Source organism: Pseudomonas purpurea (assembly GCF_039908635.1).
Classification (GTDB): Bacteria; Pseudomonadota; Gammaproteobacteria; order Pseudomonadales; family Pseudomonadaceae; genus Aquipseudomonas; species Aquipseudomonas purpurea.
In genome coordinates this window covers 3,533,183-3,552,123 of record NZ_CP150918.1, presented here as the reverse complement: position 1 = coordinate 3,552,123, position 18,941 = coordinate 3,533,183, and the positions used below count along the sequence as shown (strand labels likewise).

General features: G+C 61.6%; 18 protein-coding genes. 11 read left to right on the top strand and 7 right to left on the bottom strand.

The window, feature by feature from the left end; all coding sequences use genetic code 11:
* Positions 1-89 precede the first annotated feature (89 nt).
* Positions 90-419, bottom strand: coding sequence for a YceK/YidQ family lipoprotein (locus AABM54_RS15945; protein WP_347900958.1), 330 nt, complete (start codon positions 417-419; stop codon positions 90-92).
* 47 nt (positions 420-466) lie between these two features.
* Positions 467-904 carry an Lrp/AsnC family transcriptional regulator gene (locus tag AABM54_RS15940; RefSeq protein WP_347900957.1) on the bottom strand — a complete coding sequence of 146 codons (438 nt, stop codon included), beginning with the start codon at positions 902-904 and terminating at the stop codon, positions 467-469.
* A 132-nt stretch (positions 905-1,036) separates the two neighbouring features.
* On the opposite strand from AABM54_RS15940, the gene AABM54_RS15935 reads away from it, so the two are divergent.
* On the top strand, positions 1,037-1,930 hold the full coding sequence (locus AABM54_RS15935; RefSeq protein ID WP_347900955.1) for a DMT family transporter: 894 nt from the start codon (positions 1,037-1,039) through the stop codon (positions 1,928-1,930).
* Between the two features lie 135 nt (positions 1,931-2,065).
* Here the strand turns inward: AABM54_RS15935 and AABM54_RS15930 are convergent, their stop codons facing one another.
* Positions 2,066-3,691, bottom strand: a complete 1,626-nt coding sequence (locus AABM54_RS15930; RefSeq protein ID WP_347900954.1) for an NADP-dependent glyceraldehyde-3-phosphate dehydrogenase — start codon at positions 3,689-3,691, stop codon at positions 2,066-2,068.
* A 268-nt stretch (positions 3,692-3,959) separates the two neighbouring features.
* Here AABM54_RS15930 and AABM54_RS15925 point away from each other — a divergent pair, with 268 nt between their 5' ends.
* From AABM54_RS15925 to AABM54_RS15895, 7 genes are all read left to right on the top strand, one after another.
* The gene (locus tag AABM54_RS15925; RefSeq protein ID WP_347900952.1) at positions 3,960-4,847 is read left to right on the top strand and encodes a Dyp-type peroxidase; all 888 of its coding nucleotides are present in this window, start codon (positions 3,960-3,962) and stop codon (positions 4,845-4,847) included.
* Positions 4,848-4,872: 25 nt separating this feature from the next.
* Positions 4,873-5,847: a Gfo/Idh/MocA family oxidoreductase gene (locus AABM54_RS15920; RefSeq protein WP_347900951.1), complete on the top strand. Its 975-nt coding sequence runs from the start codon at positions 4,873-4,875 to the stop codon at positions 5,845-5,847.
* 334 nt (positions 5,848-6,181) lie between these two features.
* Positions 6,182-6,805: a CsgG/HfaB family protein gene (locus AABM54_RS15915; RefSeq protein WP_347906222.1), complete on the top strand. Its 624-nt coding sequence runs from the start codon at positions 6,182-6,184 to the stop codon at positions 6,803-6,805.
* Positions 6,806-6,835: 30 nt separating this feature from the next.
* Complete coding sequence (locus tag AABM54_RS15910; RefSeq protein WP_347900950.1) at positions 6,836-7,207, top strand: DUF4810 domain-containing protein; 372 nt, start codon at positions 6,836-6,838, stop codon at positions 7,205-7,207.
* Complete coding sequence (locus tag AABM54_RS15905) at positions 7,204-7,863, top strand: DUF799 domain-containing protein (RefSeq protein WP_347900949.1); 660 nt, start codon at positions 7,204-7,206, stop codon at positions 7,861-7,863. The genes AABM54_RS15910 and AABM54_RS15905 overlap by 4 nt, the downstream gene beginning before the upstream one ends.
* A gap of 166 nt (positions 7,864-8,029) precedes the next feature.
* The gene (locus AABM54_RS15900; protein ID WP_347900948.1) at positions 8,030-8,284 is read left to right on the top strand and encodes a DUF465 domain-containing protein; all 255 of its coding nucleotides are present in this window, start codon (positions 8,030-8,032) and stop codon (positions 8,282-8,284) included.
* A gap of 89 nt (positions 8,285-8,373) precedes the next feature.
* Positions 8,374-8,580, top strand: a complete 207-nt coding sequence (locus AABM54_RS15895) for a hypothetical protein (RefSeq protein WP_347900947.1) — start codon at positions 8,374-8,376, stop codon at positions 8,578-8,580.
* 54 nt (positions 8,581-8,634) lie between these two features.
* Here AABM54_RS15895 and AABM54_RS15890 read toward each other — a convergent pair whose 3' ends face one another.
* Both AABM54_RS15890 and AABM54_RS15885 read right to left on the bottom strand, forming a co-directional pair.
* Positions 8,635-9,732: an SMP-30/gluconolactonase/LRE family protein gene (locus AABM54_RS15890; protein ID WP_347900946.1), complete on the bottom strand. Its 1,098-nt coding sequence runs from the start codon at positions 9,730-9,732 to the stop codon at positions 8,635-8,637.
* Positions 9,729-10,886, bottom strand: coding sequence for an SRPBCC family protein (locus AABM54_RS15885; protein WP_347900944.1), 1,158 nt, complete (start codon positions 10,884-10,886; stop codon positions 9,729-9,731). Before AABM54_RS15885 ends, AABM54_RS15890 begins: the two co-directional genes overlap by 4 nt.
* A gap of 154 nt (positions 10,887-11,040) precedes the next feature.
* Here AABM54_RS15885 and AABM54_RS15880 point away from each other — a divergent pair, with 154 nt between their 5' ends.
* Positions 11,041-14,202: an AAA domain-containing protein gene (locus AABM54_RS15880; RefSeq protein ID WP_347900942.1), complete on the top strand. Its 3,162-nt coding sequence runs from the start codon at positions 11,041-11,043 to the stop codon at positions 14,200-14,202.
* A 36-nt stretch (positions 14,203-14,238) separates the two neighbouring features.
* On the opposite strand, the gene AABM54_RS15875 is transcribed toward AABM54_RS15880, so the two are convergent.
* Together AABM54_RS15875 and AABM54_RS15870 are read right to left on the bottom strand one after the other, a co-directional pair.
* The gene (locus AABM54_RS15875) at positions 14,239-15,102 is read right to left on the bottom strand and encodes a LysR family transcriptional regulator (protein ID WP_347900940.1); all 864 of its coding nucleotides are present in this window, start codon (positions 15,100-15,102) and stop codon (positions 14,239-14,241) included.
* Between the two features lie 188 nt (positions 15,103-15,290).
* Positions 15,291-17,009, bottom strand: a complete 1,719-nt coding sequence (locus tag AABM54_RS15870; protein ID WP_347900939.1) for a hydrogenase maturation protein — start codon at positions 17,007-17,009, stop codon at positions 15,291-15,293.
* A 307-nt stretch (positions 17,010-17,316) separates the two neighbouring features.
* Between AABM54_RS15870 and AABM54_RS15865 the strand changes: the two genes are divergently transcribed.
* Both AABM54_RS15865 and AABM54_RS15860 read left to right on the top strand, forming a co-directional pair.
* The gene (locus tag AABM54_RS15865; protein ID WP_347900938.1) at positions 17,317-17,829 is read left to right on the top strand and encodes a sigma-70 family RNA polymerase sigma factor; all 513 of its coding nucleotides are present in this window, start codon (positions 17,317-17,319) and stop codon (positions 17,827-17,829) included.
* Entirely contained in the window at positions 17,826-18,782 is a 957-nt protein-coding gene (locus AABM54_RS15860; protein WP_347900936.1) for a FecR family protein, read from the top strand. Before AABM54_RS15865 ends, AABM54_RS15860 begins: the two co-directional genes overlap by 4 nt.
* The last annotated feature ends 159 nt before the right edge of the window (positions 18,783-18,941 follow it).

Below are 18,941 nucleotides of genomic sequence, written 5' to 3'. Positions count from 1 at the left end.
CGGTCTTTGCTGATCACCATCAGTCCTGCACACGCAGATAGCCCGCCTCGTGCGGGTTTTATCTTGCGCATGCATCGCAAGGTTGCGGGCTAATCGGCAAGGACCAGGCTGCCATCGGCCTGCTGTTGAATCAGCGTGTAGGGCAACAGCAAGGTGTCGAGCGCGCCGGACAGCACCATGTCGATAACCATGCCTTGGGCCAAAGCGTTCTCCTGGCTGTTTTCATCCTTGGCCGGACGCGGCGAATGCAGCCTGCAAAAGTCATAAGCCACGCCGCTGTAGACCCGCGGTACGGTGTTGCAATAGCTCTTTTGGTCCTTGAGTTGCTGGCGGGCGAGGCTGTCATCCCGGAACACCGTGTCAACGGTGCCACAGCCGGCCAGCGTCAGCCCACCCAGTAACATCGCCAATCTTTTCATGTCGCCAGTCCATTGTCGAAAAGCGTCAGTCTACGCGTTCCCGGCGTTCAGGCCATCGGGGGCAGTCGGCGTTTTACGGGCGTTTTCTTGACGATTGCGGTGTTGGTTTCCGCACAGGTGTTCAAGCGGTCGAGCAGGGTGTCCAGTTGCTCCATCGAGCGTACGTGCAGGCGTGCGATGAAACAGTCGTCGCCGGTAACCTTGTCGCACTCGGTGAATTCGGGAATGGCCTGGATCTGCCTCTCCACGTTTTGCAGTTGTCCCGGCAACGGGCGGATACGCACGATGGCTTGAAGTTGATAGCCGAAACATCTCGGGTCGATGTCGACAGTGTAGCCCTTGAGTACGCCGCGCTCTTCCAGTCGTCGCAAGCGTTCGGCCACACTGGGTGACGACAGCCCGCTGATCTGCGCCAGGGCTTTGAGCGAGCGCCGGGAGTCTTCCATCAGGGCGCTAATCAGCCGTTGATCAATGTCGTCAGTCATACGCGCCTCGTTAGGCTGATGGTCAGTTTTGCCTTGGCAAAAAAGGTGAGTGGCCAGTTTAGCCTGCATTTTGGTCTGGAGAAGTCTCGCCTCGGATTGGCATACTTTGGGCTCACATCGAGGAGCCTGATCATGGACAAAACGATTCGCCGCGGTTCACTGGAAATGACCGCAGCCATGCTGATTTCCGGAACCATTGGCTGGTTCGTGCTGGTGTCCGGCCTGCCGGTGCTGGACGTGGTGTTCTGGCGCTGCGTGTTTGGCGCAGGCACCTTATTGGTGATTTGCGCAGTGTTGGGCTTTTTGCGTCCCGGCATTCTGACGCGCACCACGTTTGCGCTGGCTGTGCTCAGCGGGGTGGCCATCGTTGGCAACTGGGTGCTGTTGTTTGCCTCTTACTCGCGTGCGTCGATCGCCATCGGCACGGCGGTCTACAACGTGCAACCGTTCATGCTGGTCGGGCTGGCGGCGTTGTTTCTGGGTGAAAAAATCACCGCGCAAAAGCTGTTCTGGCTGGCGGTGTCGTTTCTCGGGATGCTCGCGATTGTCAGTGCCCACGGGGACACAGGCGCGGGAGGCGAGGCTTATTTTCTGGGGATCGGTTTGGCATTGGGGGCTGCGCTGCTGTATGCCATTGCCGCACTCATCATCAAGCGTCTGAGCGGGACGCCGCCGCACCTGATCGCATTGATTCAGGTGTGCACCGGCGTGCTGCTGCTCGCGCCCTGGGCGAATTTTTCGGCGTTACCGCAAAGCGCTCAGGCCTGGGGCAGCTTGCTGACTCTGGGCATCGTCCATACCGGCGTGATGTATGTGCTGCTCTACGGCGCGATTCAGAAACTGCCGACGGCACTCACCGGCGCGCTGTCGTTCATCTACCCGATTGCGGCGATCTTCGTCGACTGGTTCGCCTTCGGCCATCGCCTGGAACTGTTGCAGTGGGTGGGCGTCATCGCAATTTTGCTGGCGGCCGCGGGCATGCAGCAAGGCTGGGGTTTCAAGTTTCGTAAAGCGTTGGTGCAGTGAAGGCTTGGGGGTAATTGGAACCCCTGGGCAAACCTGCACCGCAGCATTTCGCATGACCGGGCGATAGCGCCGATACAGGTCCGGCAACGGACGCAGTATTCGGCGCAAGGGGCGTAGCGGGGCGCCCCTGGGTTTTCAGAAAATGTAGTCGGTGGTCAGGAAACTCGACTCCCGTCCACGAATGATGTCGCTGATCAGCTCTTTGTTGCTCTCCTGGAATTTGGTTGCCACCAGGGTGCGAATCGAAAAGACCCGCAAGGCATCGTGAACCGACAACGTGCCTTCAGCCGAGTTTTTTCGGCCATTGAACGGGAACGTGTCCGGGCCGCGCTGGCATTGGGCGTTGATGTTGATACGTCCGACCTGGTTGGCGAAGGTGTCCACCAGTCGCCCGACTTGTGCCGCGCTGGTGCCGAAAATACTCAATTGCTGGCCGAAGTCTGACTCCAGTACGTAATCGATCACTGTATCCAGGTCACGGTAAGGAACGATGGGCACGACAGGGCCAAACTGCTCTTCCTGATACACGCGCATGTCGGTGGTCACCGGGTACAGCACCGCCGGGTAGAAGAACGAATGACGGGATTCGCCACCGTGGGCGTTGACGATGCTCGCACCTTTGCTCACGGCGTCGGCCACCAGCGCGTGCAGATAATCGACCTTGCCCGACTCTGGCAGCGGGGTCAGCGAAACGCCGCTTTCCCAGGGCATGCCGGGTTTGAGGGTCGCCAGTTTGCGGTTGAATTTCTCGATGAAGGCGTCGACCACGTCTTCGTGCACGAAGAGGATTTTCAGCGCTGTGCAGCGCTGGCCGTTGAACGACAGTGAGCCGGTCACTGCTTCGTTGACCGCGTTGTCGAGGTCGACCTCGGGCAGGACGATGCCGGGGTTCTTTGCATCCAGTCCCAGCGCGGCGCGCAGGCGGTGCGGTTTGGGGTGGAGCTTCTTCAGGTCGCTGGCGGCTTTGTTGGTGCCGATGAAGGCGAAGATGTCGATCTTGCCGCTGGCCATCAGCGCGCTCACGGTTTCCCGGCCACTGCCGTAGATCACGTTGATGACACCGGCCGGGAAACTGTCGCGGAACGCTTCGAGTAACGGACGAATCAGCAGCACGCCGAGCTTGGCCGGTTTGAACACCACGGTGTTGCCCATGATCAGGGCCGGAATCAGCGTGGTGAAGGTCTCGTTCAGCGGGTAGTTATAAGGCCCCATGCACAGGGCCACGCCCATCGGCACGCGCCGGATTTGCCCGAGGGTGTCCTGTTCCAGCTCGAAACGGCTGGAGCGGCGGTCGAGTTCCTTGAGGGCGTTGATGGTGTCGACGATGTAGTCGCAGGTGCGGTCGAATTCTTTTTCCGAGTCCTTGAGGTTCTTGCCGATCTCCCACATCAGCAGGGTGACCACGGCCTCACGCTGTTCGCGCATGCACGCCAGGAACGCTTCGACATGCTGGATCCGCTCGGCGACGCGCAGGGTCGGCCAGTGCCCCTGGCCGCGGTCATAGGCGCGGACGGCCGCGTCGAGGGCGGTCAGCGCGGTGTCGGCATCGAGCAGCGGCGTGCTGCCGAGGATGACTTGCTCGTCGCCGTGCTCGCCTGCCAGGTAGACCGGGCTGCGCACCACCGCCAATGGACCTTTCCAGGTTTCAAGGACGCCATCGACCAGGTATTCGCGCTGTTCGATCGGCTGGGCGAAACGGTATTTTTCCGGAACATCGGCGGCCGCTGGAAACAGCGGCGAGAGGATGCTTTCTGTGCTCATGAGGCTACCCCGTTTTGAGTGGATGCAATGCTGATGGATGGCCGCTTGGCTGTCAGGTGGCTTGCAGTCAGGAAATCGTTCTATGGGTTATACGCCTTTACGAACGTTTTTTTTAACCCGCAATGCCTGACAAGGGCAGAGCAGGGCGGTTACGGCATCTGGCATCGACATGCGCGGGGCGATGTTGACGGGTATCAATCAGCGGTCTTTCAAACCACACAAACCGTCATGTGCCGGGTAAACTTTGCGCCTTTCCAGAGGAGTTCTCATGAGTTACTACCAGCCGGGCATTCTCGCCACCCCTGTTCCGCCGCAGGCGCGCCATCTGTTTTTTGCCCTCGAGTCCGTTGAGGCACTGCCTTTGGCCATTGAAAGGTTGATGGCGCTGGTGGACGGGAAATCGGCGGTGGTCGGTTTTGGCGAGTCACTGGTTCAGGCGTTGGGTGTGCAGATCGAAGGCTTGCGGGTGTTCCCGGCGCTGACCGGCGTGGGGGTCGATAACCCGTCGACCCAGCACGCGCTCTGGTGCTGGTTGCACGGTGAGGACCGTGGCGAATTGCTGTACCGCAGCCGCGCGATTGAAACCGCACTGGCACCGGCCTTGCGTCTGGTGCAGATGAACGAGGCGTTCCGCCACATGAACGGCCACGACCTGACCGGCTACGAAGACGGCACCGAAAACCCTCACGACGAAGCCGCCGTGGCCGCAGCCCTGGTGAGCGAAGGGGCCGACGGTCTGGTTGGTGGCAGTTTCGCGGCCATTCAGCAATGGCAGCACGACCTGGAAGGCTTCAACGCACTGCCCTCCCAGGCGCAGGACCACATCATGGGCCGTCGCAAGAGCGACAACGAAGAGCTCGACGACGCGCCGATTTCTGCTCACGTCAAACGTACCGCCCAGGAAAGTTTTTCCCCTGAAGCGTTCGTGGTTCGCCGTTCGATGCCGTGGATTGAAGGCGATCGCGCGGGCCTGATGTTTCTGGCTTTCGGCTTCTCCCTGAATGCCTTCGAAGTCCAACTGCGGCGCATGAGCGGGCTGGAAGACGGCATCACCGACGGTTTGTATCGCATGAGTCGGCCGATCACCGGCGGTTACTACTGGTGCCCGCCGTTGAAGGACGGTCGCCTGGATGTGCGGGCACTGCACATCGCTTGAGTGACAACAGGTCAGGGAGTGCGGCATGAAGACAGTGCGGTGGGCAATGATTGGCTGTGGCAGCGTCGCCGAACGCAAGAGCGGGCCTGCCTTCTACAAGGCGCCGGGCTCGGCGCTGGTGGCGGTGATGGGGCGACGGCTGGCCGCTGCGCAGGATTACGCGGCACGTCACGGCATCGCCAGGGTTTACGCCGACGCCGCGTCCTTGATCGCGGACCCCGAGGTGGACGCGGTGTACATTGCCACGCCGCCCGACAGCCATCATGCCTATAGCCTGCAAGTCGCGGCGGCCGGCAAGCATTGCTGCGTCGAGAAGCCGATGTCGCTCAATGCCGGACAGAGCCTGCAGATGCAGCAGGATTTTTCTGACGCGGGCCTGCACCTTTTCGTGTCCTATTACCGACGCTCCCTGCCACGCTTTCAGCAGGTGCGGCAATGGTTGCAGGAAGGGCGGATCGGCGAGGTCCGGCACCTGAGCTGGACCCTGACCAAAGCCCCGACAGCGGCGGACCAGAGCGGTAGCGCCAACTGGCGCACCGACCCGCGCATTGCCGGTGGCGGCTATTTCGCCGACCTGGCCAGCCATGGCCTGGACCTGTTTCAGTACCTGTTGGGCGACATCGTCGAAGTGGCCGGTTTCACCGCCCATCAGGCCGGGCTGTATGCCGCTGAAGATGCGGTGAGCGCCAGTTGGCGCTTCGCCTCGGGCGCGCTGGGCATGGGCTGCTGGAACTTTGTCGCGGACCGCCGCGAGGACCGCGTAGAGCTGATCGGCAGCCAAGGCCGGATCGTCTTCTCGGTGTTCGATGAGCATCCGGTGCAGTTGCAGGCTGACGAAACCCTCAGCCTGCACATTGATCACCCCGAACACATCCAGTGGCACCATGTGCTTGGCATGAATGCCCACATTCGCGGCGACGTTTCCCACCCGGCCGTGGCAGAGCAGGCCTTGAAGACTGACTGGGTGATGGACCGGATCCTCAAGCGCAATCCGGCATAAGACCGTTCACTGCATGGCAGCCTCACTCATTGCGAGGTGCTCATTTGCTGGCCTTGCTGCGCCATGGCTTGAGCGCCTTGAGTCAATAAAACAGCGCCAATATTTTTATTTGCCTGTTCGCACTGATGGCACTTTGGCATAATTGCGGCCGCTGACGTTCAGCACGTCACGTCTATCCGGTCCCCACGCCCATGCAAGCCCTGTTATCAGTGGCTTTGGCGTGCGCCGTGGCCGGACATCAAACAGCGGTTTATCGGTTTTATCAGGGGAATGCAGAGTGAGATTGATCTCAAGGGTTTTGCTGTCGGGCGTAACAATTGCGGCACTGGGCGGCATGGCCGGTTGTGCGACGGAAAGCTCTCGGGCGCTGCCGATTGAAAAGGTTGAAAGCGCCAGTCGTCCCTGGGCCGGCGTGCGCGTTCCGATGGCAGTCGGCAAGTTCGATAACCGCTCCAGCTACATGCGCGGCATCTTCTCCGACGGTGTTGATCGCCTCGGCGGTCAGGCCAAGACGATCCTGATTACTCACTTGCAACAGACCAACCGTTTTAACGTGCTGGACCGCGACAACATGGGTGAAATCGCCCAGGAAGCGGCCATCAAGGGTCAGGTCCAGCGGCTCAAGGGCGCGGATTACGTGGTCACCGGCGATGTCACCGAGTTTGGTCGCAAGGAAATCGGCGACCATCAACTGTTCGGCATTCTGGGACGCGGCAAGACCCAGGTGGCGTACGCCAAGGTCAACCTGAACATCGTCAACATCAGCACTTCCGAAGTGGTTTATTCGACCCAGGGCGCCGGCGAATACGCCTTGTCCAACCGTGAGGTCATCGGCTTCGGCGGCACCGCTGCCTACGATTCGACCCTCAACGGCAAGGTCCTGGACCTGGCCATGCGCGAGGCGATCAACCGCCTGGTAGACGGGATCAACGCCGGTGCCTGGAAACCGGGCAACTGATCAGCAGTAATGACAGGGAAAAGTTCACACATGTTCAAGACTTACGTATCGTCATCGCGCCTGGCGGCTGGGCTGCTTGCCAGCGTGCTGCTCAGCGGCTGCGCCGGCCCGAAAACCCTTTACCAGTGGGAAGGCTACGAGCCACAGGTGTACGAGTATTTCAAGGGTGAAGAACCCAAGGAAGCCCAGGCCGAAGCGCTGGAACGCGACCTGCAAAAAATCCAGTCCACCGGCAAGGCTGTGCCGCCGGGTTACCACGCGCACCTCGGGTTGCTGTACCTGAGCATGGGCAAGGATGACCAGATGGTGCAGCAGTTGCGGACCGAAAAGACCCTGTTTCCAGAGTCGTCGACCTACATGGACTTTCTGCTGAAGAATGCCAAGACCGGAGACGGTAAATGAGCACGCGCGCATTGAAACTGTTCGCCGGTCTGTTGGCACTGGCCTTGCTGGGTGGCTGCGTCAAACCCAAGACCGTGGATTACGCGGCCTACAAGCAAAGCCGTCCCAAGACCATCCTGGTGCTGCCGCCGTTGAACCAGTCCCCGGACATCAAGGCGTCCTACAGCCTGTTGTCGCAAGTGACCTTTCCGCTGGCCGAAGCGGGGTACTACGTGCTGCCCATCGCGCTGGTCGACGAGACGTTTCGTCAGAACGGCCTGAGCACCCCGGCGGACATCCATGAAGTGGCCCCGAACAAACTGAACGAGATTTTCGGTGCCGATGCGGCGCTGTACATCACGGTCAGCGACTACGGCACCCGGTACATGGTGATCGCCAGTGAAACCGTGGTCACGGCCAGCGCGAAACTGGTCGACCTGAAAACCGGTACCACCCTGTGGACCGGTTCGGCCAGGGCGTCGAGCGAGGAAGGTAATAACAACAATGCCGGTGGCCTGGTGGGCATGTTGATCACCGCGGCGGTCAAGCAGATCATCAACAGCTCGACCGACGCCGGCCATCCGATTGCCGGTATCACCAGCAACCGCCTGTTGTCGGCGGGGCAACCGGCCGGTTTGTTGTACGGCCCACGTTCGCCGAAGTACGGCACCGACTGAGTGACCGTCAGCGCCGGGCGAGTGCAATGCTCGTCGGGCGCCCAGGCGACGAACGGACACCACTGGTCTGATTGACGGTCGACAGAATGGCGCAGGCGAGGCCATTCTGATGATTGGTGAACGTTTTCAATAATGTTCGCCACCGATCAACAAACGGAGGTGTTCCATGCCGGTGACCCATGACCTTTACCAGGACCTGAGCTGCACGAAAGAAGACATTCTGGAGAAACGCAAGCAGGATCCTCGACTCGATTCACTGCTCAATCAGTATTCGCAGGCGGACGCCGAGGTGGTGGCCGCCGAAACGGCCGCTTCGGATGCGCCGACCGATGACCAACTGAAAAAGCTCAAACAGAAGCGGTCGTTGGTCAAGGACAAGATCGTCCAGCAACTGGAAGCGCTGACCTTGAACGGCCGATAGCCGGTGAGCCGTCAAGGGGAACAGTAGTCTCGCCCGGCTCCTCTAATGAACAGGGCCTGAATGCTTTCAGGCTCCCTGTGAGGTGTTCCATGCACAAGCCCAAATTTCCCAGCGAAGAACAGGGCGGTTATGACCCGATACCGATTGCCCCTGAACGCCTGAGTCCGGGTCGCACCACCGTCCATCCAGACAGCGAGCCGGGTTTGGATGAGTGGCCGGAAAGCGAAGGTGCATGGTCATTGGACGAGGGCGATGAAACCGCGAAGACGCCCGATCACGTGCGTGACAAGCCGTAGAATCCACGTTGAGACACCTGTTTAAGCCCGGCCGAAAGGTCGGGCTTTTTGACTTCAGTTTTTCGGATGTTGCAGCGCTTTGCCGAGCGGCAATCGTGCCATGTGGCTGGCCGTCAGTGAGCCGAAGTACAACCAGTCGCCATACTCGCGCGCGGTCGTAAGCGGTGAATAGTTGCCGCGGCTGGCGTCTTGCAGGTTCGCGATAACCTTTCCTTCCTCATCCAGCCCCAGCACAAAGGCACGGTTCTCCACCGGTTTGGGCAGAACCATCATGGCGCGTACAAGCATCTTGCGCAGATACGGCCGCCCGGCAGTGCCGTCAAGCAGGGCACTGCGCGGTGCATACAGGGCGACCCAGAAACGGTTGTGACCGTTGAAGGCCAGGTTGTCCGGCAGCCCTGGCAGGTTGTCGATGAACAGATCATGGCTGCCAGCCTTCGGCCCGCTGAGCCAATAGCGGGAGATGCGATAGGCGCCGGTCTCATTGACCAGCACGAAAGCCTCGTCCGGGCCTAGCGTCACACCGTTGGCGAACTCCAGCCGATCGAGCAATTGTTGCGTTTTACCGGTCTGGAAGTCGTAGCGCAGCAGGCGTCCGTCGCCCCCATGCTCGATGATGGCCTCACCGTCCTGGCCGTAACCCCAGCGGCTGGATGAATCGCTGAAATAGGCGTAGTGCCCGGCGCGGTCGAGCGTCACATCGTTGGTAAAACCGAACGGCACGCCGTCGACCTCACGGCTCAACGTACTTAACTGGCCGTGTGCGTCCAGGGCCAACAACCCTTTGACCCCGTCGGCGATGATCAACCGGCCATCCGGATGCCGCGCCAGCCCCAGCGGCCTGCCGCCAGTGTTGATCAGCACGTCGAGGGTTTTGCCATCAATGGAGGTACGAACCACCCGGCCGTCGTGCAGGCCGGTAATGAGAAAACCGTCCTCCAGCAACAGCGCTTCCGGCCCGTTGATGTTCGGCGCACCGGCCATTTCGAGTGCTTTGAGTGTCTGGTTTTCAGCGTAGACCCCGGTCGTCAGTGAAGGGGCCGTCGAAGGCGCCCAGGCGACCGGTTGAACCTTCGTCGGTGCCAGCAGCAGAAAGGCCAGGACGAGGATCACCAGCAGCGTAAACGCGGTGCGTAAGCGGATTCGATTCATTCTGCGAGTGCTCCGGTCGAGATCGGTATCGCGTGTTGTGCCATCTCGCGCAGCGCCAGCATCGAGGCTGCCGATTCCCGTTCGATGCGCCGCTTGAGCAGTAGCCGGTTGGTGATACGCATCAGCAAACCACTGAAGCGATAGTCCAGCGTGCGGATGAATCGCGTGCCCGCGCCGTCGGCGGTGCACTCGTAGGTCACCACCAGCTCCAGGCCGTGATTGCCCTGGGCCCGTGCGCTCCAACGCAGGCCTGGCAGGTACTCGTTGACTTCCCAGCTCAAGTGCCCGGCGCGGCCACCGGCATGGATGTCCTCTTCGAAACGTGCACCGGCATGCAGCGGCCCCGGTTGGCCGTCGACCTTCAGCGATGAAGGGTGCCATTGCGGCCAGTGCGTGGCGGTACTGGCGTAGGCGAGCACTTCATAGGGTGGACGCGCAATGTCGATTCGGTGCTGTAGGCGTGTCATGGACGTCCTCGCAGGCTGGAAAACGCCATGGTCGGGTTCGGGCTCCCAATACAGCGTGCCAAAAAGGTAGTCCATCAACGGCAGGACGATATTGAAATTGCGCTCCTGCATCAGCTCGCGCCGGTGATGCAGTTCATGCAGGCGGCGCATCTGGCGGACCCACGGCAGGCGTGAAACCGGATGGCTCGACGGCAAATGCTCGCACGCATGGAATACCTCATACGTCAGGTAAGCGAGGACCATGCAGGCGCCGAACAACCCGGCGACGTTGGTGTTGAGTTGGGTGAGCAACCACCAGGCGGGCAGGGTCAGCAGCAGGCTGTGGACCACGATCAGCCAGGCCGGGAACAGAATCACTCGCCAGTCCCGGGCGTCTTCATACGCCATGTGGCCGGGGGTGAAAAAGCTGTGGTGATCACCCGTGTGGCGAGCATAGAACATCTGCGCCAGGCCTCGTTTGTGATGGCCTAACTGGCGGTGCACGAGGTAGATGCCGGCGTTGGCCAGCAGCAAGGTCAGCGGCACGCTCAACCATTCCAGCGGTTGCACCTGATGCACGGTGCTGGCGAAGAACACCATGGCCAGCAGCCCAAAAAACAGCACGAAGCCGCCATGCAGCCACGGGTTGTAGTGCGGGTGCACACCGGCTCGGTAGCGAGCACGGAACGCCTGAGTGGTTTGTCTCATCGCGACCGTCCTGTTGTCGTTGTTATGTAAAGCAGACTAGCTGTGTACGGATTATCCGCCCAATCGTATTCAAGATGCAGGGCCCGCAAGGTTCGACGGGGGTGGACGGGTCGTGTATTTTCGGCGGCAGATTTTCTATGGATGGCTTTTCATCATGACGATGACCCCAACAGACCGCGTGCTGAATTTCTGGCACAGCGTCGAGTTTTTCAATGCCTACAACCTTGACCAGCCACTGGAAAAAGCCCGTCGCTCGCGCAGTGTCGAGTTACTGGATGAGCGGTCCCTGAGCAATGGCACCTGGGACACCTATGTTGCGCGTCGGCGGGTGCTTTACCTGCTGCCGTTCGAGGCGGCGCATGCTACGGGGCTGATCGAGCAGTATGTCGACGGGCCGCAGGTGGACGAAATCACCCGCGTGCGAGATGGCGAAATGGCCCCGACCGGGCTGACCTGTTTTGCCCGGCTGAGTCTTGACGAGGCGGGTGTACCGGATTTTCAGGGGTTCAGTCTGTCGACCTTGCCCTGGGCCATGGGCCGCTTGGTTGAGCAAGGCATCAGTGCGCTGTGCGCAGAAAGTTTCGAGGCCAGCGTGGCGACGCTCAAACGCGACCTGGAGGACGATTGGTCGCGGCAGGAGCACAAAGTATTCGGGGCCGACTCGTTGGCGCGCTGGGTCGAGCGCTTGAAGGAATGGGCCCTGTTCACGCCACCCGAAGCCTCGTTGGCCTACCTGGATGCGTGGCCGCTGCCAAAGTCGTCCAAAAACCGCACTGTCGAGCCCGAAGCGGCTGCCGAAGCGCTTGAAGAGCAAGAGCCGAGCGCAGAGCTGCCGATCCTCAATAGCTTCTATGTGCACGATCTGGCCCACGCCAAACGCGTGTTGGCCTCAGCCAATCCGCCCAGGGCACTGAAGGCGTACCTGAGCGCGGTCGACGCGACCAAGCTCGATCTCGACGGCCCTCTCGGCCAGGAAGCGATTCGCGAAACACTGCGTCCGGCAAACGGCATCGGCGGGCGCTGGCCGTCCGAGTCCCGGCATGTTCAGTCGCTGATGCAGCAGTTTGCCTTGAACAAAATGCGCGCCATGGGCGAGGGTGAGATCCTGGCTGTCAATGGCCCGCCCGGCACCGGCAAGACCACGCTGTTGCGTGACCTGATCGCTCACCTGGTGGTGGAGCGGGCGCAGGTGCTGTCGGGGCTGGCGGAGGCGAAACATGGTTTGAGCGGGCGTACTGTCGAGGCCGTGTTCGCCGGCGACACCTACACAATTCCAGTGTTGTCCGAGGCCTTGACCGGTTTCGAAATACTCGTGGCGTCGACCAACAACGGCGCGGTGGAAAACCTCTCTCTGGAGTTGCCGCAACTCAAGGGCATCGACCCGGCCCGGGCCAGTACGCTGGGTTATTTCACGGAAGTGGCGACCCGTTATGCCGGAGTAAAGGGAGACAAACCCTGGAGCGTGCCGGAGCCGGTATGGGGTCTGGTGTCGGCCGCACTGGGGAAAAAAGCCAACCGTCGACGTTTCAAGGACATCTTCGGCAACCGTGCGGCAACGCCCGGTGACACGCCGGGATTCCGTTTTCTGGGCAATGACAAGGTGGACTGGCAAAGCTGGGACAGCGTCGGCGCCATGACCTACTGGCGCTACAAGTCCGTCACCGAAAGTGTTCAGCCGGGTTTTCAAGTGGCCAAGCAGCGCTTTCTGAAGGCCCGCGAGGTGCATGATCAGTTGCGCGCACAGCTTGAGATACTGGCAACGCTGTACGCCGATTTGCAGCGTGACTGGAAGGCGCTCCAGGCGCTATGGCCTGCCGCGCCGACCTTGAGCGCGAGCAACCTCACGTCGTTGACCGAAGGTGCAGCACGCCTGCTCACACGCCTTGAGACGCAGGTTCAAGGGCTGGAGCGCAAGCTTGGCCCGGCGCTGTTTCGCTGGCTGGCGCAATGGTTTCGCAAGCCCCTTTTGAAAGAATGGACCGACGCCTGCACGGCGCGGGACTTCGTCAAAACCTTTGAAAGCCATCTGCATGACGTGCCGGCCTTGTTGAAGACTTGCGACGTCAACCTGTGGGACGGCGCTTCACTGGACAGCCACGCCAATCAGGAAAAGGCCTTCTGGCAAGGCGCCCGCATGAACGAAGCGCGCAGCGAGCTGTTCAGCGCGGCGATGGTGCTGCACCAGGCGTTTTTCCTTGAGGTTGCGGAGCGCAAGACACTCTTCGCCCTGAGTGCCATGCTCGACCGACCTCCGTTGTTGGCTGCGCGAAAAGCGTTGTGGCAGTGGTTTTTCATGTTGACGCCGGTGGTGTCGAGCACCTTCGCCTCGATCCGTTCCCAGTTCAGCGGCCTGGAACCTGAATCCCTCGGCTGGCTGATTATTGACGAAGCCGGGCAAGCGCCTCCGCAAGCGGCGGTCGGCGCAATCATGCGCGCCCGGCGCGTTGTGGTGGTGGGGGACCCGTTGCAGATCGAACCGGTGGTGACCCAGTCCACGCGCCTGCTTGCCAGCCTGGGCAAGCACTGGCTCGACACGCAGTGCTCACGCTACGCCGTCGACAGTCATTCGGTGCAAAGCCTGGCCGACCGTGGTTATGCCTTCGGCGTGCGGCATCCCGTCGATCAACAAGCGTTCATCGGGATTCCCCTGGTCATGCACCGGCGCTGCGACAACCCGATGTTCGAGATTGCCAATGCGATCGCCTATGCCGACCGGATGAAGCACGCCAGGCCTGGCGCCGTCAGTGCCCATCCGGTGCTGGGCCCCAGCGCGTGGTGGGACATCGGCGGGCAGGGTGAGGCCGGCACCAAGTATGTCGCGACCCAAGGGCAGCGACTGCTCCAGGCATTGCTCCAGCTGTACGCCGAAGGGTTTGCCGAGCACGGCGCACGGATGCCGGCGGTGTTTGTGATCACGCCGTTTCGCGAAGTGAAGGAGGGCCTGCTGAGCCTGTTGGGTCAGCGTACAACCTGGGAGACAGCGTTGACGGGCTCCGAGCTACCGGTGCCGAAGGATCTGGACTCGTGGGCGAAAGCCAGCATTGGCACGGTCCACACCTTTCAGGGCAAGGAGGCCGATATCGTGTTCTTCGTGCTCGGCTGTGACGCCACCCGTGGCGGCGCCATCGACTGGGCGGCCTCGCGTCCCAATCTGCTGAACGTGGCCGTCACCCGCGCCAGGCACTACCTGTTCATTCTGGGTGAGCGGAACCTGTGGGGCACTCAGCCCCACTTCGATGTGGCGCTTGCCAGGTTGTCCAGGTCCTGCGCGTCGAGCGCTTCACCGTCCTTGCTGGCCGAGCAGGCAATGCCCTAAAACTGCTCACGGGGGCGGGTGTGTCAGCCCCCGTTTTCAGAACAGCGGATTCCAGCGCTGGGACCAGTCCCCGTCAGCCTTGACCACGTCGCGCAGCAACGCGAATGCCTGCTGCAAAACGGCCGAATCGCGGTCGCGGGAATACACCAGATACGTCGGGTAGCTGAACTCCGGTGCCTTGGGCACCCGTTCCAGCACGCCGCTGTCCAGGTAGGTCTGAACCACGCGGGTGCGGAAGTAACCCGCGCCGCCGTTTTCCAGAATGTACTGCAAGGCCAGTGGCCCGAGGTTGAAGCTCAGCGCAGCTTTTGCCTTGTCGGGCAGTGCCGCGTCGTGTCGCCGACAAAAGTCTTTGCCCCAGTCGATGTACACATAGGGTTCTGGCCGGGTGGGCAAGCGGACCTGAATCAGTTTCTCTTCCAGCAACTGCTCCACTTGCAGGCGCGGCCAGTACTCGGGCTGGAACACCAGCGCGGCATCCAGCACGCCCATTTCCAGTTGCTTCAACAGGTGCTCTCCGTCGCGGATTTCCGTGCGCAAGGCGTGGCTGGGAATGTGCTCACGCAGGGCGCGGGCCCAACTGAGCATCAACGGGTTGCACAGACTCACCTCGCCACCGATGTGCAGCACGTTGCGATAGCCTTCCGGCAACGGCAGGTCGCGGCGCGCCGCTTCCCAGGTTTGCACCAGTTGATTGGCGTAGACCACGAAGGCTTCGCCGTCGGCGGTCAGTCGGGCGCCGGCGCGGTTGCGCACGAACAAGGTGCTGGTGAGCTGGCTTTCGAGTTTCTGCACCCGTGCGGTGATCGCGGTTTGCGTCACGTGCAGTTTCTCGGCGGCGGCAGCCAGGCTGCCGCAGCGAACGATTTCCAGAAAAGTGCGGGCGAGTTCGATGTCCATGAGGGGGCGCGTACTGAAAAGTGACCGGCAGTGTAGAGCAAGCGCTGCTCTGCCGGGCACTGCGCGGACGACTTCTGCCCAAGGCTCAATAGCGCAAGCAATGCCTGCGCCACCGATGATGGTGGGTCAGCACCAAACCTGCGTCCGGACGGAGCCGGACGCAGGCTGGCGTTTGAGGGCGTGGTGGATCAGGCGATCAGCTCTGCTTCACGCTCCATGGCCCACGGTGCGATCAAGCGTTGCGGGGTCTGGCAAGTTTTGCGTTTGTAGACGAAGTTGCGGCACTTCTCGGCGAACTGGTGACGGTTCTGCACCATGTCCAGGTGCATCTGCGCCAGTTCTGCTTCGCGGCATTGCTGGATGCGTTGCAGGTCGCCGTTGGTCTTGCGTTGGCGAACCTCGGCGTAGCGGGGATCAGTCAAGGTGCTGTTGGCCCGTTGCAGCAGCCACAGGCCGAATTCGTGCGGGCAGCGCGGGCCGACTTCCTGAATCATTCCCCATTTCTGGGCCTGGAAGGTGCTGACCGGCAGGCAGTCCTGCGTGAGTTTTTCGGCCATGGCGCTGCCGACGGCGCGGGGCAGGCTGTAGGTCCAGTACTCCGAGCCGTACAGGCCCATGGTTTTGTAATGAGGGTTGAGCACGATGTTGGCCCGGGCGAACACGATGTCGGCGGCCAGCGCCAGCATCACGCCGCCAGCCCCGGCACTGCCGGTCAGGCCGCTGACCACCAGTTGCCGTGCGGTCAGCAGTTCTTCGCAGACGTCGTCGATCGCCTGGATGTTGGCCCAGGCTTCCAGGCCCGGCACGGGCGCCGCCTGAATCACGTTGAGGTGAACGCCGTTGGAGAAGTTCGCCCGGCCGCCCTTGATCAGCAGCACTTTGGTGTCCCGGGCCTTGGCCCAGCGCAAGGCCTCGACCAGTCGCTGGCATTGTTCGGTGCTCATGGCGCCGTTGTAGAACTCGAACGTCAGCTCGCCGACATGGCCTGATTCGCGGTAGCGGATCGGCTGATAGGCTTCATCACTGAACGGCTGGCTGGACACCGACCAGTCGAGTGTCGGCACGTTTTCCAGTTGCCCGGCCAGGATATGCCGGGCCGGCAGTTTGAAGGTTTCTTCACCCGGTTGGGCCTTGCGTTTGAGCGAGCCGATCCACAGGCTCTGATCACCGGCCGCCACCAGCACCGCGTCGTCGTGCACCGCGAGGATCTCTCCCGGAATGCCGCTGCGGGTGTCCAGGTGTGCGTCGTACACGTAGTACTGACCACCGGCCAGACTGGCCAGTACGCCGGGTTGTCCGTCGGCGGCGTCGATGCTGCGTTTGATGAAGCGCGCGCAATCGTGCCAACTGAACATCCGGTCAGCCTGCTTCATGTTCGGTTGCAGGCGCCCCAGAACATTGGGCCGAGTGTAGTCGAGCGGGGCCGGGACAAAATCGCTGCCGAATTTTTCCACCACGTCGCGAATGCAGTAAATCGCTGCGTCGGCAACCGGGCCGTTGTACAGCTCGGATTTGCGCACACCTTCGGGCACATTGAATTCGTAGGTCGACCAGATCGGTCCGGCGTCCATCTCTTCCACCGCTTGCAGGGCGGTGACGCCCCAGCGAGTGACTTGCTGGGTGATGACCCAGTCCAGGGCGCTGGCCCCGCGATCACCGACGATACCGGGGTGGATGATGACGAGTGGGCGCTGGCGGTTGCTCCACAACTGTTGAGGAACGCGGTCCTTGAGGAACGGGCAGATCACCAGGTCGGCGCCTGAGGCTTCAATGCGTTCGCAGACTTCGGCTTCGGTGGTGAACAGCACCACGCTGGGTTCGTGACCCGACTGGCGCAGGTCCAGCCAGGCACGTTGGGTCAGGCCGTTGAAAGCCGAGGACAGCAGAACGATCTTCAGGGGACGCATGGTTTGACTCTTCCTTGAGAATGCGTGGCCGGACGACTTCCAATCAGCCGTCCGTGGCCTTTTGATGGAAGCGCGAGGTTAGTCGCTCCCGGAGCGGGTTCTGCTGACCGAGATCAATCTTGTGGTGGCTGAATTTCCTTGAGCCGACCAGTTGCATATTCCATAAAGTTCGCATGCGTTAATTTTTAATTACTTCAATTGTATTCAGCGCTGTTGCACAGTCGCTTCCCTAATCCTGAGCCGGGTCAACCGCGGCAGAACCAGACGTTACGAAACGGGTCGGACCCGTTTTATGAGGGAGCAAGGCATGGGTGCGATTCAGAACCCTCACTACCAGGTGATCGGGCAGATGTTCAAAAGCGACTATCACTGGCTGTGCACCTCAGTCAGCCGTGCGCTCGGTTGCCCGCACAGTGCGCAGGACATTGCCTCCGAGACCTTCGTGCGGGTGCTGGCCCTGGCCGATCCGCTGGCCATTCGCGAACCCCGGGCGCTGCTCACCACCATCGCCCGGCGACTGGTCTACGAGGGCTGGCGCCGCCAGGACCTGGAGCGTGCGTATATCGAAAGCCTGGCGCTGGCGCCGACCCCGGTGCATGCCTCGCCCGAGGAGCGGGCGTTGGTGGTCGAAGCGCTGCTGGCCGCCGACCGCTTGCTCAACGGGCTGTCGGCCAAGGCTCGGGCGGCGTTTCTCTATCATCAACTCGATGGCCTGACGTACAGCGAAATCGGCCAGTTGCTGGGGGTTTCCACCAGCCGCGTGCAGCAATACATGGCGGACGCATTCAAGCGCTGCTATCAGGCGATGGCCGAGGCATGAGCCGCTCGCGACCGGATCAGGCCGTGATCGACGACGCGGCGCAATGGATGGCCCTGCTGCAATCGGGTGAGGTCAGTGCCCAGGCGTTTCAGGCCTTCAATGACTGGCGCGCCGCCGATCCCCATCACGAAGCGGTGATCGACATGATGAGCGGCGGTCTCAGTGCGCTGCGCAGCCATGCGTTGCGCACGGTGCCGCGTGAAAGTCTGCTGCACAGCCTGAACGCACCGTCGAGTCGCCGACGTTTTATCGGTGGCAGTCTGAGCGTGCTGGGCGTGGCGCTGGTCACGGGTGTGCTGGGTCGGCGTTACGGTCTGCTGCCTGAGGCGGGCGAGTTGCACACCGGCACGGGCGAGCGTCAAGACTTCGCCCTCGATGACAGCAGTGCGCTGACGCTTAACGCACGCAGCCGGGTGGTTGTGCGGTTTGATCCCGGCCAACGCTTGTTGCAGTTGCAGGCCGGCGAACTGCTGGTGGACGTGGCGCATGACCCTGGGCGGCCGTTTGTGGTCCAGACCGAACACGGTCGGCTACGTGCCTTGGGGACGCGGTTTCTGGTGCAGCGCACGGATCAGTCGACGCGGCTGGTGATGCTGCATTCACAGGTTGAAATCACCACCGCCAGCGGCGCCCGTCACGTGGCCGAGGCCGGTGACAGTGTGCGCTTCGATGAGCACGGCATCCTGGCAGTGGAGCGTGCCAAGGGCCATGAAAGTGCCTGGACCCAAGGCTTGCTCGAAGCGCGGGATCGACCCTTGAGCGAGGTCATCGACAGCCTGCGTGACTATCGGCGCGGCATCGTGCGCCTCAGCCCCGAGGTCGCCGGTGTGCGCCTCAGCGGTATCTATCCGCTGGACGACAGCGACCGCACGCTGCAATTGCTTGAGCGCTCGCTGCCGATTCGGGTGACTTACCACAGCGCCTATTGGGTCAGCATCGAGCCCCGGTTATAACGCCATAGCCACTGTGCCTAAGCTGCGCCCTGTAAAATCCCCAGGGTCGCTGCTCATTCCCTGCAGACACATTGACACCCAAAGCGGCACCGCGGACCTCAAGGCCGTAGGGTCGGCAATGGTGGCTGGGCGGGAGTTATCACTTCGGCAGTTGAGGCT

Coding starts and splice junctions, on each gene's coding strand:
- AABM54_RS15945 (WP_347900958.1), bottom strand. CDS start 419: ATGAAAAGATTGGCGATGTTACTGGGTGGGCTGACGCTGGCCGGCTGT.
- AABM54_RS15940 (WP_347900957.1), bottom strand. CDS start 904: ATGACTGACGACATTGATCAACGGCTGATTAGCGCCCTGATGGAAGAC.
- AABM54_RS15935 (WP_347900955.1), top strand. CDS start 1,037: ATGGACAAAACGATTCGCCGCGGTTCACTGGAAATGACCGCAGCCATG.
- AABM54_RS15930 (WP_347900954.1), bottom strand. CDS start 3,691: ATGAGCACAGAAAGCATCCTCTCGCCGCTGTTTCCAGCGGCCGCCGAT.
- AABM54_RS15925 (WP_347900952.1), top strand. CDS start 3,960: ATGAGTTACTACCAGCCGGGCATTCTCGCCACCCCTGTTCCGCCGCAG.
- AABM54_RS15920 (WP_347900951.1), top strand. CDS start 4,873: ATGAAGACAGTGCGGTGGGCAATGATTGGCTGTGGCAGCGTCGCCGAA.
- AABM54_RS15915 (WP_347906222.1), top strand. CDS start 6,182: ATGGCCGGTTGTGCGACGGAAAGCTCTCGGGCGCTGCCGATTGAAAAG.
- AABM54_RS15910 (WP_347900950.1), top strand. CDS start 6,836: ATGTTCAAGACTTACGTATCGTCATCGCGCCTGGCGGCTGGGCTGCTT.
- AABM54_RS15905 (WP_347900949.1), top strand. CDS start 7,204: ATGAGCACGCGCGCATTGAAACTGTTCGCCGGTCTGTTGGCACTGGCC.
- AABM54_RS15900 (WP_347900948.1), top strand. CDS start 8,030: ATGCCGGTGACCCATGACCTTTACCAGGACCTGAGCTGCACGAAAGAA.
- AABM54_RS15895 (WP_347900947.1), top strand. CDS start 8,374: ATGCACAAGCCCAAATTTCCCAGCGAAGAACAGGGCGGTTATGACCCG.
- AABM54_RS15890 (WP_347900946.1), bottom strand. CDS start 9,732: ATGAATCGAATCCGCTTACGCACCGCGTTTACGCTGCTGGTGATCCTC.
- AABM54_RS15885 (WP_347900944.1), bottom strand. CDS start 10,886: ATGAGACAAACCACTCAGGCGTTCCGTGCTCGCTACCGAGCCGGTGTG.
- AABM54_RS15880 (WP_347900942.1), top strand. CDS start 11,041: ATGACGATGACCCCAACAGACCGCGTGCTGAATTTCTGGCACAGCGTC.
- AABM54_RS15875 (WP_347900940.1), bottom strand. CDS start 15,102: ATGGACATCGAACTCGCCCGCACTTTTCTGGAAATCGTTCGCTGCGGC.
- AABM54_RS15870 (WP_347900939.1), bottom strand. CDS start 17,009: ATGCGTCCCCTGAAGATCGTTCTGCTGTCCTCGGCTTTCAACGGCCTG.
- AABM54_RS15865 (WP_347900938.1), top strand. CDS start 17,317: ATGGGTGCGATTCAGAACCCTCACTACCAGGTGATCGGGCAGATGTTC.
- AABM54_RS15860 (WP_347900936.1), top strand. CDS start 17,826: ATGAGCCGCTCGCGACCGGATCAGGCCGTGATCGACGACGCGGCGCAA.